The sequence below is a fragment of the Streptomyces sp. NBC_00726 genome (genome assembly GCF_045161735.1).
Classification (GTDB): domain Bacteria; phylum Actinomycetota; class Actinomycetes; order Streptomycetales; family Streptomycetaceae; genus Streptomyces.
Genome location: NZ_CP108983.1, coordinates 6,537,029 through 6,549,445 on the forward strand (window position 1 = coordinate 6,537,029; position 12,417 = coordinate 6,549,445).

Sequence of the window (12,417 nt, forward strand, 5' to 3'; positions counted from 1 at the left end):
GAGGCGGCCCCGCACGGCAGCCGTACGAACGGGGTGGCCCATGGCAAGCAGGAACAGAGCGACAGGGGCGGGGAGGAGGGGGAGCCGGCTGCGGCGGACGGCGGTGTCCGCGCTGTCCTTCCTCGTCCTGCTGGTCGCCGGGATCGGCTGGGGATATCTGAAACTCACCGGCAGCATCGACACGTTCAGCAGCGACGGAGTCTCCGGCGACCGGCCGCCCGGTTCCTCCGGGGGCCAGAACGTCCTTGTCATCGGATCGGACACCCGCTCGGGCAAGAACAAGGGGCTGGGCGGAGCCACCGGTGACGTCGGCCGCTCGGACACCGTGCTCCTGCTGCATGTGTACGCCGATCGCAGGCATGCCGTGGCCGTATCCGTTCCCCGTGACGCCATGGTCGACATCCCGGCCTGCCGGAAGCCCGACGGCAGTTGGACCGCCCCACGCCACCACAGCCAGTTCAACGGGGCGTTCTCGGTGGGGGAGACCGTCGAGGGCAACCCGGCCTGCACCCAGAACACCGTCGAGCAGCTGACCGGACTGCGCGTCGACCACACCGTCGTCATCGACTTCGCGGGATTCTCCGCGCTGACCTCCGCCGTCGGCGGAGTGCCGGTGTGCCTGCCGAACGACATCTATCAGCGCGACCTGAACCCCAAGCGCACGACCCGGGGCACCCTGATCTTCGAGAAGGGCCCGCAGACGGTCTCGGGCCAACGCGCCCTCGACTACGTACGGCTGCGCCACGGCATCGGTGACGGCTCCGACATAGGGCGGATCAAGAGGCAGCAGGCATTCGTCGCCTCCCTGGTCAAGAAGATCAAGTCGCGCGGTATGAATCCCACGGCCCTCCTGCCGCTGGCCGACGCCGCCACCGACGCGATGACCGTCGACCCCGGGCTCGGCTCGGCCGACAAGCTGCTCTCCTTCGCCCTCTCGATGAAGAACATCGACCTGCACAACACCAAGTTCGTCACCGTTCCATGGCGGTACGAGGGTGAGCGCGTCGCCGTCGTGGAGCCGGACGCCGACGCGCTGTGGGCCGCGCTGAAGGCCGACCGCCCCCTCGACGCCAAGGCGGACACCACCGAGTCCCCCAAGGCTTCACCGTCCCCCGTCTCGGGCAAGGGCATCCAGGCCGCCGTCTACAACGGCACTACGGTGCCCGGGCTCGCGGCCGAGGCGGCCGGGCTCCTGCGCGCGCACGACTTCACCGTCACCAACACGGCCAACGCGCGGGACCAGACCCGCGCCACCACCGTCATCGCGTACGGCCCCGGCCTGCGGGACCAGGCCCGCACCATGGCCGGGCTCTTCCCCGGCGCACGGATCACCGAGTCCGCCGATGCGGGAAGCGGCCTCCAGGTCACCGTCGGACAGGACTACGCGAACAACCCCTCGGCCGCACCCGACGGCGCGTCCGCCACCCCGGAGGTGCCGGCCGCGATCGCCGACGAGGCCCGGTCGGCGGACGACGACCCGTGCGAGAACCTCTCCTACGGCTGAGCGGAGGTGGCCGCTTCCCGACCGGTGCCGGGGACGGGGTGCTTGCCCCTACGTGACCCGTGCGCAAGGCTTGCCCACGAGCGAGGCACGGGGAACGCGTGAACGGGGAGGAAACGGAATGGCGATGGACAGGGGACTCGACTGGCTCCTGGACGATCTCACCAAGCGGGTGGCGCACATACGGCACGCCCTGGTGTTGTCGAATGACGGTCTGGTGACCGGTGCGAGCACCGGGCTCGCCCGTGAGGACGCCGAACACCTGGCGGCCGTCTCGTCGGGGCTGCACAGCCTGGCCCGCGGTTCGGGCCGGCACTTCCGAGCCGGAAAGGCCCGGCAGACCATGGTGGAGTTCGACGAGGCACTGCTGTTCGTCACGGCGGCGGGGGAAGGCAGCTGCCTGTGCGTGCTGAGTGAGGCGGAGTCGGACGTCGGTCAGGTGGCGTACGAGATGACGCTGCTCGTCAACCGGGTGGGACAACACCTCGGCGTGGACTCCCGGCAGGACGGGACCGGGGGAGTCAACCGGCTCTGACCCGCCCGACGCACTCCGGCCGCCGCCGGGGCCGTGGAGTTATCCACAGGCTCGGCGGCGGTTGACTTCCCCGCGCTACTCTGATCACAGAGAGTAATCGAAACTCGCGGGGGAGTGACGTCATGACGACGAAGCAGCTGAAAAACGGGGTGTTCGGGGCCGATTCGGATCCTGGAGTGGCCTCGGCGCCCGGAACCGTGCGTGACGAATCCGGATCCACGCTCGGCGCGGCCCGCGCCGCTGCGGAACTCAGCCTCAAACGGAACGAGTTCGACCTCGCCGTGTACCTGGGAGCGGTCCGGGCGAGGAGCGGACCGGACGGCCGGCCCAGGATCGACCGCGCGGAGATCGAGCGCCTGCGGGCCCAGGACGGATTCCCCGGCGCGCTGCGGGCACGGGTGCGCACGGTGGGGACCGCCGAGGGGGCCCGGCTGCTCGGGATCAGCCCGGTCCGGTTCGCCCGGCTCGCCCGGGCCGGATGCCTCACACCTGTCGCCTTCTACCTCAACCGGTACCGGGCGGTGGTGTGGGTCTATCTCGCCCAGGAACTCGAAGCGTTGGCTGCCCGGTCGCCGGAGCTCCTGGTGGGCAACAGCCCGTCCTGGATGCGCGGCAGGCTGGACACCGGGGCCGACTGGCGGCCGCGCAACTGGCGCTCCCGACGGATCGAGCGCCTGCTCGCCCTCACCGACGACCCATGGGTGCGCGCGGCGATCGTCGCCCAGAGCCTGGATCCGGTCCAGCTGGCGGAGGTCGTGGACGACCCCTACGAGCGGGCCCACTTCACCAGGGTCAGGCCGGAGGCGGTCTTCGGCCGACGAGGATCGATCGCCGGCCGCGAGGCGATGGCACGGCTGATGCCCGCCGACGAACCGGACGAGATCCTATGGCGCCGGATCAGCCTGATCGCCGAACTGGACGCCGCCCGGGAGGCGCGCCCGGCGCCGCGACCGGGGGACGGGCCGCGGGACGCGGCGGACGGTCTGCTCGTCGGGCCGGCTGCTTGGGTGCAGCCCGAAGCGCCGGACGGGGCGGTCTCGCCGGGCGAACCTGCCGCGCCCCGCCCGGAGCCTGCCGCGCCTGGGGCGGAGACTTCGGGGCCGGGCGCAGGCCCCGCCGGGCACGTACGCCCCGGGGGTCCGTCCGGGCTGCTGGCCCGGCTGCGGGGGCGCGCGGCCCGGGGGCTGGGGTTCCGCCGGCCCCGGCGCGGCGGGCCGGCGCGGGCGGTGCGGTCCGGTGGGCGCCGGCGGGCCGGGGCGGTGCGGGGCGCTCCGGATAACCGTTGGTGATCGCGGCGCTGACCGGGCATTCTGTGCGCCATGCTGATCAGGGAAGCCACCGCCGAGGACTGGCCCGCCATCTGGCCGTTCTTCCACGAAATCGTCGCAGCCGGCGAGACCTTCACCTACCCCCTCGACCTCCAGGAGGCAGACGCGGCCGGCTGGTGGCTGCTCAAGCCCCCCAACCGGACCGTGGTCGCGGTCGCCGACGACGGCACCGTCCTCGGTACGGCGAAGATGAACAACAACCACATGGGCAACGGATCCCACATCGGCAGCGCCAGTTACATGGTCGACCCCCGGCACTCCGGGCGCGGTGTCGGACGCGCCCTGTGCGAGTACAGCATCGACTGGGCGCGCACGGCCGGGTTCCGGGCCATGCAGTTCAACGCGGTGGTGGAGACCAACACCGCTGCGGTCAAGCTCTACCGCTCGCTGGGCTTCGACATCCTGGGCACCCTTCCCGAAGGGTTCGACCACCCGGTCGAGGGCTTCGTGGGGCTCCACATCATGCACCGCCGACTCTGAAAGCGGGACGGGGCGCGGGGGCGGCCGGGCGGTCCCGGACCGTGTCCGGCATGTCCTGACCCGGCGACGGTGTGGGGACGGTTGTGACGCGGAAACGGCTGTGGGGCGGGTGCACACGGTGGGGAAGGGGGCAGTACTGTGCGCTGCACCGCCCAGACGGGCGCGAAACATCTGCGGAGGAAGTATCCATGACCATACCCAGGAGACCGTGGCGCGCAGCGGGAACTCTCGTCGCCGCCGCGGTGGTCGGCCTCTCCGGCGCGGTCCTCGCCGCCGGTCCGGCCGCAGCTCACACCCCCACCTGGGACGTGACCTGTGACGAAGTGAGCCTCCACCTCACTCAGTACAACGCCGGTGTCACCAACGAGGTGACCGTCACCGTCGAAGGCAACGCCCTGCTGCCGACGGAGACGTTCGGCAAAAGCTTCGAGAAGAAGCTCGCGCTGCCGGAGCACGACCAGCCGCTGACGGTGTATCTGGTCGTCAAGGCCGGGGACGACGACCAGTTCTCGATCGAAGACACCAAGCAGGCGCCGGTGTGCGAGGACACCCCGCCGACGAAGTCGTCGCCGAGCCCGACCGAGACGAAGCCGTCCGAGACGCCCACCACGGCGTCACCCAGCCCGACCGTCAAGCCGAGCGAGTCCGCTCCGTCGTCGTCCGCGCCCGCCGCGGCGACGCCGAGCCCCAGCTCGCCGAACCTGGCCGAGACCGGCTCCTCGTCCGCCACGCCGATCATCGGTGGCGCCGCGGTGGCCGTACTGCTGGCCGGTGGCGGCATCATGTGGTCGGTGCGCAAGCGCCGCACCGCGCAGCACTGACGTAAACCCCGCCGTCCGGACGCGCACAGCGAAGGGGCGGCGGCGGGGCCGAGGGGCGTACCGTCACACGCGACGTGGCGGTGCGCCCCTCACCGTTGGGCGCCCCCGGCCTGCGGGCCGTCCCCGGGCGGTTTCGCGGCGTGCCGGTGCACCGGGGGCGTGGTGGGCGGTGCGCCCGGTCCGATCTCGCACCAGACCGCCTTGCCCTCGCCCCTCGGCTCGATGCCCCAGCGCGTGGACACGGCGTCGAGCAGCAGCAGTCCCCGGCCCGACGTCGCGGTCTCGCCCGGTGACCGGCGGCGCGGCCAGGCGCTGGAGCGGTCCTGCACCGACAGCCGCACCCGGCGGACCGGCTCCGGCAGCACCTCCAGGGTCAGGACGGCCCCGCCCTCCGTGTGGAGCAGTACGTTCACCAGCAGCTCACCGGTCACCAGCTCGGCGTCGTCGGCCAGTTCGGCCATGTCCCAGTCGGTCAGCGCCTGGCGCACGATGTTCCGCGCCTCGGACAGCCCCTCCGGATCGGCCTGGTGGATGTACTGGTGGAGCCTCGGCGCCCTGGGCGACCCCGGGTCGGGGCTGCGGCGCAGCACCAGCAGGGCGACGTCGTCACCGGAGCCCCACCGCTCCCACAGCCGGTCCGACAGATGGTCGGCCAGTGCCTCCGCGCCCGCCGGCCCCGCGCTGACCTCGGTGATCAGGGTGCGCACCCCCGCGTCGATGTCGGCGCCCGGCTCCTCCACGAGCCCGTCCGTGTACAGCACCAGCGTCTCGCCCGGTACCAGGTCGAGCCGGGTCTCCGGATACTCCTCGTCGCCGAAGTCGGTGGAAATGCCCAGCGGCATGCCGCCACGCACCCGGGGGGTGCCGACCCGGCCGTCCATGTGCCGGATCAGCGGCCCGAAATGACCGGCCCGCACCACCCGCACGGTCCCCGTCTCCAGATCGACCTGGGCATAGGCGCACGTCGCGAACCGGTCCGTGTCCAGCTCGGCGAGGAACCGTGAGGCGCGGGCCAGCACCGTCGCGGGCGGATGCCCCTCGGCGGCGTACGCGCGCAACGCGATCCGGAGCTGTCCCATGATCGCCGCCGCATGCGTGTCGTGCCCCTGGACGTCGCCCACCACGATCCCGAACCGCCCCTTGGGCAGGGCGATCACGTCGTACCAGTCACCGCCGACCTGGCGGCCGCTCCACGCCGCGTGGTAGCGGACCGCGATCTCACCGCCCTCGATGTCATGGATGCGGCGCGGCAGCATCGCGGACTGCAGCCCGGTCGCGAACTCGCGCTCCTCGTCGAACAGCTTGGCCCGTTGCAGGGACTGGGCGACGATCGCGGCGAGCCCGAGGCACAGATTGCGCTCGTCGGCCGTGAAGGCGGTGCGCTGCCGGTAGAAGAGGGCCAGACCGCCGAGCGTCCTCGCCTGGGCGACGAGCGGCAGATAGGCCGCCGCCTGGAACCTCAGCCGGCCCACGTACGGCTCCAGCACCGGGTAGCGCCGGGTCAGTGCCGTCAGTGAGCCGACGAAGCGGGGACGTCCGCTGAGCACGGTGTCGGCCAGCGGGTACGTCGGGTCGAGCCGGCCCGAACCCAGGTCGTCCAGCACCTCCAGGGATTCACCGCTCAGCGCGATGACGTTCAGCGCCGCGTTGTCCAGCAGCCCGAGGGCCAGCCCGTCCGCGCCCAGCCGCGCCAGACCGCCGGGACCGGTCAGGGCGGCGGTCACATCGTCCACCGTCACCGCACGCGACAAAGCACTCGTTGTGCGTTCAACGATGTCGGTCTGGCGGCGGCGGCGTTTTTCCAGATCCAGTACGAAGTCCGAATGGGTGACCTCGGCCGTCGCGTCCCGCACCAGACCGATCACCCGGCGCGCCTTCCCGTCCTCGCCGCGCAGGATGCGCCCCTGGACATGCGTCCACTGATCCCGGCCGTCGGCGAGCGGAATCCGGAAGTGGACGCTGTACGAGCTGCCCACGCCCTTCAGCGCCTCGTCCGTCGCCACCCCCAGACGGGTCCGCTCCTCCGGGTCGAGCACCTCCGCCAGGGACTCCGGGCGCGCGTCGAATGCGGCCGGGTCCAGTCCGAAGACCAGCAGGCCCGCCTCGTCCACGTCCAGGATCCAGGCATCGAGATCCCAGTCGAAGCTGCCCGTCCGGTTCATCGCGAGCCGCTCCGCCGTACCGGTCTCGCCGACCGGCGTCCTGCCCTCAGGCCGGCCGGGCGGTCCAGGGACGACCGGCGGCCGGTTCTGATCGGTCATTCCAGCTCCGAGGATCGTCCGGCGGGTCCGCCGTACGGCGTGCCTCAATTGTCCGGCCGGTCCGGCACGCCTGCCACAGCGGAAACCACCCCGCACCGCCCGCTCCCAGCGGCCCCGCGCACAATGGCAGCGGAGGATCGTCCCCCGACCGGCGGACGGCACGGCACCCGGGCTGAGCGGAGCGCACGCATGAACCACGAGGACCCCGTCCTGCTGCACACCGAAGGACGAGTCCGCCACCTCACGCTCAACCGGCCCCGCGCCCTCAACGCGCTCAACCACGCCATGGTGCGGCTCATGGCCGCCGCGCTCGACGCGGCCGACAGCGACGAGGCGGTCGTCGCCGTGCTGCTCACCGGCGCGGGGGAGCGCGGCCTGTGCGCGGGCGGCGACATCCGTGCCGTCCGCGACGACGCCCTGGCCGGGGGCACCACCTCGCTGGACTTCTGGCGGGACGAGTACCGGCTCAACGCACGGATCGCCCGCTTCCCCAAGCCGTACGTCGCCCTGATGGACGGCATCGTGATGGGCGGCGGCGTGGGAGTCTCCGCCCACGGCTCCGTCCGGATCGTCACGGAGCGCTCCCGCATCGCCATGCCGGAGACCGGCATCGGATTCGTCCCGGACGTCGGCGGAACGTACCTGCTGGGCGCCGCACCCGGCGAACTCGGTACGCATCTCGCGCTCACCGGAGACTCCGTCGGCGCTGCCGACGCGCTGCTCTGCGGACTCGCCGACCACTTCGTGCCCGCCGAGGGGCTCGCCGCCCTCGTCGCCGCCCTGGCCGACTGCACGACCCCCGAGGCCGTCACCAGGACCGTCGCGGACCACGCCCGCCCCGCCCCCGGCGGCGAGCTCGCCGCGCATCGCGCCTGGATCGACTCCTGCTACGCGGCCGACACCGTCGAAGAGATCGTGGACCGCCTCGCCGGCCACGGGGACCCGGCCGCCAAGCAGGCCGCGGCGACCATCCTGGCCAAGGCGCCCACCTCGCTCAAGGTGACGCTCGAAGCCGTGCGCCGGGCGCGCCGCCTCGGCGGGCTCGAAGCGGTCCTCGACCAGGAATACCGCGTCTCGACCGCCGCCTTCGCAGGCCCCGACCTGGTGGAGGGCGTCCGCGCCCAGATCGTGGACAAGGACCGCGACCCCCGCTGGCACCCCGCCGAGCTCGCCCAGGTCACTGACGAGGACGTGGCCCGCCACTTCGCGCCCCTCGGCGACCGCGAACTCGGCCTCGCACCACTCCCCGAGGTCCGCTGAGGCCCTACCGGCGGGACCGCCTCGGCGCCCTCCTCAGCGGCCGCCGCCCGTCAGGCTCGGCCGGAGCGACCCGACCAGTTCGAAGAACCGCGTCTCGTTGCCCGCGAACCCCGCTCGCCGGAGCGCCCCGTCCGCCTCCTCCATCGGTGACGTGAGCAACGGCAGATACACCGGGGCGTCGTCCGGGTCGGTCAGGGCCGCCCGGGTGGCCTCCAGTAAACGGACATACGCCTGCGCCGCCGCGAGTTCGTCCTTACGCATCTCAGCATCTCCAGGGTCAGAGGTGTCGGACCCGACCAGCATCCCCCATGGGTCTGACAACGGCGGCCGGCGAGTGGCACGGCACGGCGACTATCGGCCGACCGGCGGACCCGCCGGCGGCTCGACCTCCAGGAACCGGCGACCGCGCGGCCCCCGGTACAGCAACGCGGTCCAGCCCAACTCCCGCAGCGCGTCCGCGCACCGGGGCAGCTCGCCGGCCTCCTCGTACGCCGCCCCGCTCCCGGCCGGGCCCAGCCACTCCACCCGCACCGTCCCCGGCGACGCCCCCGCCGTCACGCGGTAACCCTTCCCCGTACGCTCCCCTGACGGGCCGACGGCCGAGGCGGGCAGCCCCGCGGCTTCCAGGGCCAGGGCCACGGCCCGTACCGGACGGTGCAGCTCCCACGGCGCGGGCACCGACTCCGGATCGGCCCGGCCGCTGTTCGCCAGCCGCCTGATCTGCACCAGCCCGGCCCACGCCGACCGCACCGAAGCGGCGCGCACCACCGCATCGCCGGGAGCCGGCGGGCCGTCCCCCGTCGCCGGCTCGAACCCGCTCTCCGCCCCGCCGCCCATAGCCGACCCCCTCCGTCCCGTCCCCGTAACGCACTGCTGCCAGTGTGCGCCGCCCCACCGACAACGGCCGACCGGATGCGAAGCCGATAGGCTCCGGTGCTGCTCACGAACACCGCGCCCCGAAGGATTCACCCACCGTGCCCGACACCGACCGACCCGCCGGCACCGACCGCCAGGACGGCGACGGCCGTGACGCCCTGCGCGCCGACTGCGGCAACTGCTTCGCCCTGTGCTGCGTCGCGCTGACGCTCACCCGCTCCGCCGACTTCGCCGTCAACAAGGCGGCGGGCACGCCCTGCCGCAACCTCCGGGACGACTTCCGCTGCGGCATCCACGCCCGGCTGCGCACCGAGGGGTTCCCCGGCTGCACCGTCTACGACTGCTTCGGGGCGGGCCAGAAGGTGTCGGTGGAGATCTTCGGCGGCCGGGACTGGCGCGGCGCACCGGAGACCGCGCAGCAGATGTTCGAGGTCTTCCCGGTCGTCCGGCAACTCCACGAACTGCTCTGGTACCTGACGGAGGCGGCCGGCCTCGTCCCCGCCCGCCCCCTGCGCGGCGAGATCCGGCGCACCCTCGAAGCGACCGAAGCCCTGACCCGCCTCGACGCCGCCGCCCTGGCGGAGCTCGACGTGGCCGCCCACCGGGGCGAGGTCGCCGTGCTCCTCGGCCGGGTGAGCGAACTCGTGCGCGCCACGGCCCCCCGCCCCACGACCGGCCGGAAGAAGCGCAGCCACCGGGGCGGCGACCTCATGGGCGCCCGGCTCAGGAAGGCGGACCTGCGGGGCGCCGATCTGCGCGGCGCCTACCTCATCGCGGCGGACCTCGGCGGCGCCGACCTGCGCCTCGCGGACCTCATCGGCGCGGACTTCCGGGACGCGGACCTGTCGGGCGCCGACCTGACCGGGGCGCTGTTCCTGACGCAGGCGCAGGTGAACGCCGCCCGGGGGAGCGCCACCACCCGGCTCCCCTCGTCGCTGAGCCGCCCCGCGCACTGGACGGCATGACCCTCAGGCGTCCGGGGACTCCAGCGCCGCCTTGAGGCGGTCGAGCGTGGTGCGGATGTTGCGGCGCTGGAACACGGCGAAGGTGTGCCCCCTGGTCGCCACCCGGTCGAAGGCGTTGGCCACGAAGTCCGGCCAGGCGCGGCGGTCGTCCGTCCAGGTCTCCGTGACCCGGGTGCCGCCCTCCACCGCCTCGAAGCGGTACTCCCAGGTGGCGATCGGCCCGCGCAGCAACGGCCGCCGCGCACCGATCGCGTGGACCCGGAACGCGAACCGCCGCCCCGGATCGGCCGCCGTCACCGTGCACCGGGTCGTCCAGCTCACTGGCCCGCGCTTGTTGCGGCCGTCGAAGACCATGCCGACGTACGCCTCCCGGCGTTCCCCACGCACCCGCGCGCCCAGGTTCTCCGGGCTCCAGCGGCCCATCGCCGTGGGGTCGCTCAGCAGGGTGTAGACCTCCAGCGGTCCGGTGTGCACGACGACGCTGTCCGACACGGTCATGGTGCGGGGCATGGGGCACTTCCGTTCCGCGGCCGGCTGCGGTCACCACCGGGCGTCGGACCGGCCGCACGGCCGACGGGCTCCCGCCCGCACACCTTACTGACCGGTCACATAAAATCCGGAGGCGGGGAGTGACGCATCCGGCAGCCGGGAAGAGAACGCCCCGCGGCCGTGGTTCGTTGCACAGACGTCGCATCCGGAACACGCCGACGACCGACCGAGGAGCCCGCACATGCAAGGCCGTACCGATCCCAGCCGCACCGAGCCCGGCACCGCAGACCGCACCCGGCTCGTCGAACGGCTGATGGAGCAGTTCCCGCACGTGCCGCGCGAGGCCGTCATCAAGGAAGACCTGCTGCGCGGCGGCGTCGCCTTCGACGAGTCCGCGCTCAGCGACAACGAGGGCGGCGACGTCAAGCCGAAGTCGTACTTCATCTTCTCCTTCGACCACGGCACCCTGCCCGAGCTGGGCGCGGCCGCCCTGCGCCGCCCGCCGGAGGAGATCGTGCTCACAGGCGGCCCCTACGAGCTGCGGCGCACCGTTGTCTCCGTGCGCGTCAACCCCGCGTCCCCGTACCGTGTCGCGGCGGACGCGGACGGGATGCTCGGGCTCTACCTCGACGGCAGGCGCATCTCCGACGTCGGTCTGCCCCCGATGCCCGACTACTACCGGCACACGCTGGCCAACGGTAAGTCCGTGATGGAGGTCGCCCCGACCATCCAGTGGGGCTACCTCGTCTACCTCACCGTCTTCCGCGTCTGCCAGTACTTCGGTGCGAAGGAGGAGTGCCAGTACTGCGACATCAACCACAACTGGCGCCAGCACAAGGCGGCGGGCCGCCCGTACACCGGCGTGAAGCCCGTCGAGGAGGTGCTGGAGGCGCTGGAGATCATCGACCGGTACGACACGGCGAAGACCTCCACCGCGTACACCCTCACCGGCGGCGCCATCACCTCGCACATCGGCGGCCGGGACGAGGCGGACTTCTACGGCCAGTACGCCAAGGCCATCGAGGAGCGTTTCCCGGGCCGCTGGATCGGGAAGGTCGTCGCCCAGGCGCTGCCCAAGGCGGACGTCCAGCGGTTCCACGACTACGGGGTGCAGATCTACCACCCCAACTACGAGGTGTGGGACCGCCGTCTGTTCGAGCTGTACTGCCCGGGCAAGGAGCGCTACGTCGGCCGTGACGAGTGGCACCGCCGCATCCTGGACTCCGCCGACGTGTTCGGCGCGCGCAACGTCATCCCGAACTTCGTCGCCGGAGTGGAGATGGCCGAGCCGTTCGGTTTCAGCACGGTGAAGGAAGCCATCGACTCGACCACCGAGGGCCTGCGCTTCTTCATGTCGCACGGCATCACCCCGCGCTTCACCACCTGGTGCCCGGAGCCGACGACTCCGCTCGGCAGGACCAACCCGGACGGGGCGCCGCTGGAGTACCACATCCGGCTTCTGGAGTCGTACCGCGCGACGATGGAGGAATTCGGACTCAGCTCGCCTCCCGGTTACGGACCACCCGGAGCGGGGAACGCGGTGTTCTCCGTCAGCTCCTTCATGGACAGCCTGCCGGCCGCCCCGGCCAGGACCACGCGCAGGGGCTCGACATCGGTGAGCGGCACCCAGGACAGGTCGGGGCGCGCGTAGTAGCGGGCCATGCTCTCGGGCGCGAAGCAGATCACGGACCCCTGCACCACCTGCTCCAGCATCTCCCGCACGGCATCAAGGTCCTGATCGTGGAACCCGGCTCCTTCCGCACCGGGTTCGCCGGCGGCGGCGCGCGCCCGCCTCCGCGTGTGTGCCGGAGCGTGCGCCCCGGCACACACGCGCATTCGTGCTTCGAGTGAGGGTGGGAGGCGGACGATCAGGGAAAGTAAGCGGAACAGAGCCCCCCGAT

General features: G+C 72.4%; 12 protein-coding genes. 8 read left to right on the top strand and 4 right to left on the bottom strand.

Translation table 11 applies throughout. The features are described from left to right. Positions 1–103: 103 nt before the first annotated feature. The 5 genes from OG338_RS28970 to OG338_RS28990 all read left to right on the top strand — a co-directional run bounded on the left by OG338_RS28970 (position 104) and on the right by OG338_RS28990 (position 4,665). On the top strand, positions 104–1,504 hold the full coding sequence (locus OG338_RS28970) for an LCP family protein (RefSeq protein WP_405940176.1): 1,401 nt from the start codon (positions 104–106) through the stop codon (positions 1,502–1,504). Positions 1,505–1,622: 118 nt separating this feature from the next. Next, positions 1,623–2,036 (top strand): roadblock/LC7 domain-containing protein, encoded by a 414-nt coding sequence (locus OG338_RS28975; RefSeq protein ID WP_405940177.1) that lies wholly within the window; start codon positions 1,623–1,625, stop codon positions 2,034–2,036. A 122-nt stretch (positions 2,037–2,158) separates the two neighbouring features. Next, positions 2,159–3,325 carry a DUF6397 family protein gene (locus tag OG338_RS28980; protein ID WP_405940178.1) on the top strand — a complete coding sequence of 389 codons (1,167 nt, stop codon included), beginning with the start codon at positions 2,159–2,161 and terminating at the stop codon, positions 3,323–3,325. Positions 3,326–3,355: 30 nt separating this feature from the next. After that, complete coding sequence (locus OG338_RS28985) at positions 3,356–3,844, top strand: GNAT family N-acetyltransferase (protein WP_405940179.1); 489 nt, start codon at positions 3,356–3,358, stop codon at positions 3,842–3,844. A 188-nt stretch (positions 3,845–4,032) separates the two neighbouring features. Continuing rightward, positions 4,033–4,665 carry an LAETG motif-containing sortase-dependent surface protein gene (locus OG338_RS28990; RefSeq protein ID WP_405940180.1) on the top strand — a complete coding sequence of 211 codons (633 nt, stop codon included), beginning with the start codon at positions 4,033–4,035 and terminating at the stop codon, positions 4,663–4,665. Positions 4,666–4,754: 89 nt separating this feature from the next. Here OG338_RS28990 and OG338_RS28995 read toward each other — a convergent pair whose 3' ends face one another. Next, the gene (locus OG338_RS28995) at positions 4,755–6,926 is read right to left on the bottom strand and encodes a SpoIIE family protein phosphatase (protein ID WP_405940181.1); all 2,172 of its coding nucleotides are present in this window, start codon (positions 6,924–6,926) and stop codon (positions 4,755–4,757) included. A 189-nt stretch (positions 6,927–7,115) separates the two neighbouring features. Here OG338_RS28995 and OG338_RS29000 point away from each other — a divergent pair, with 189 nt between their 5' ends. Further along, entirely contained in the window at positions 7,116–8,186 is a 1,071-nt protein-coding gene (locus OG338_RS29000) for an enoyl-CoA hydratase/isomerase family protein (RefSeq protein ID WP_405940182.1), read from the top strand. A 33-nt stretch (positions 8,187–8,219) separates the two neighbouring features. Here the strand turns inward: OG338_RS29000 and OG338_RS29005 are convergent, their stop codons facing one another. Together OG338_RS29005 and OG338_RS29010 are read right to left on the bottom strand one after the other, a co-directional pair. Then, positions 8,220–8,447 (bottom strand): hypothetical protein, encoded by a 228-nt coding sequence (locus tag OG338_RS29005; RefSeq protein ID WP_405940183.1) that lies wholly within the window; start codon positions 8,445–8,447, stop codon positions 8,220–8,222. 90 nt (positions 8,448–8,537) lie between these two features. Continuing rightward, a complete protein-coding gene (locus OG338_RS29010; RefSeq protein ID WP_405940184.1) occupies positions 8,538–9,023 on the bottom strand; it encodes a hypothetical protein in 486 nt (161 codons plus the stop codon). 137 nt (positions 9,024–9,160) lie between these two features. Here OG338_RS29010 and OG338_RS29015 point away from each other — a divergent pair, with 137 nt between their 5' ends. Continuing rightward, positions 9,161–10,027, top strand: a complete 867-nt coding sequence (locus OG338_RS29015; RefSeq protein ID WP_405940185.1) for a pentapeptide repeat-containing protein — start codon at positions 9,161–9,163, stop codon at positions 10,025–10,027. Between the two features lie 3 nt (positions 10,028–10,030). Here the strand turns inward: OG338_RS29015 and OG338_RS29020 are convergent, their stop codons facing one another. Continuing rightward, the gene (locus OG338_RS29020) at positions 10,031–10,537 is read right to left on the bottom strand and encodes an SRPBCC family protein (RefSeq protein ID WP_405940186.1); all 507 of its coding nucleotides are present in this window, start codon (positions 10,535–10,537) and stop codon (positions 10,031–10,033) included. Positions 10,538–10,757: 220 nt separating this feature from the next. On the opposite strand from OG338_RS29020, the gene OG338_RS29025 reads away from it, so the two are divergent. Continuing rightward, on the top strand, positions 10,758–12,167 hold the full coding sequence (locus tag OG338_RS29025; RefSeq protein ID WP_405940187.1) for a radical SAM protein: 1,410 nt from the start codon (positions 10,758–10,760) through the stop codon (positions 12,165–12,167). Positions 12,168–12,417: the final 250 nt, after the last annotated feature.

Coding starts and splice junctions, on each gene's coding strand:
- OG338_RS28985 (WP_405940179.1), top strand. CDS start 3,356: ATGCTGATCAGGGAAGCCACCGCCGAGGACTGGCCCGCCATCTGGCCG.
- OG338_RS29010 (WP_405940184.1), bottom strand. CDS start 9,023: ATGGGCGGCGGGGCGGAGAGCGGGTTCGAGCCGGCGACGGGGGACGGC.
- OG338_RS29025 (WP_405940187.1), top strand. CDS start 10,758: ATGCAAGGCCGTACCGATCCCAGCCGCACCGAGCCCGGCACCGCAGAC.
- OG338_RS28995 (WP_405940181.1), bottom strand. CDS start 6,926: ATGACCGATCAGAACCGGCCGCCGGTCGTCCCTGGACCGCCCGGCCGG.
- OG338_RS29000 (WP_405940182.1), top strand. CDS start 7,116: ATGAACCACGAGGACCCCGTCCTGCTGCACACCGAAGGACGAGTCCGC.
- OG338_RS29005 (WP_405940183.1), bottom strand. CDS start 8,447: ATGCGTAAGGACGAACTCGCGGCGGCGCAGGCGTATGTCCGTTTACTG.
- OG338_RS28990 (WP_405940180.1), top strand. CDS start 4,033: ATGACCATACCCAGGAGACCGTGGCGCGCAGCGGGAACTCTCGTCGCC.
- OG338_RS29020 (WP_405940186.1), bottom strand. CDS start 10,537: ATGCCCCGCACCATGACCGTGTCGGACAGCGTCGTCGTGCACACCGGA.
- OG338_RS28975 (WP_405940177.1), top strand. CDS start 1,623: ATGGCGATGGACAGGGGACTCGACTGGCTCCTGGACGATCTCACCAAG.
- OG338_RS28980 (WP_405940178.1), top strand. CDS start 2,159: ATGACGACGAAGCAGCTGAAAAACGGGGTGTTCGGGGCCGATTCGGAT.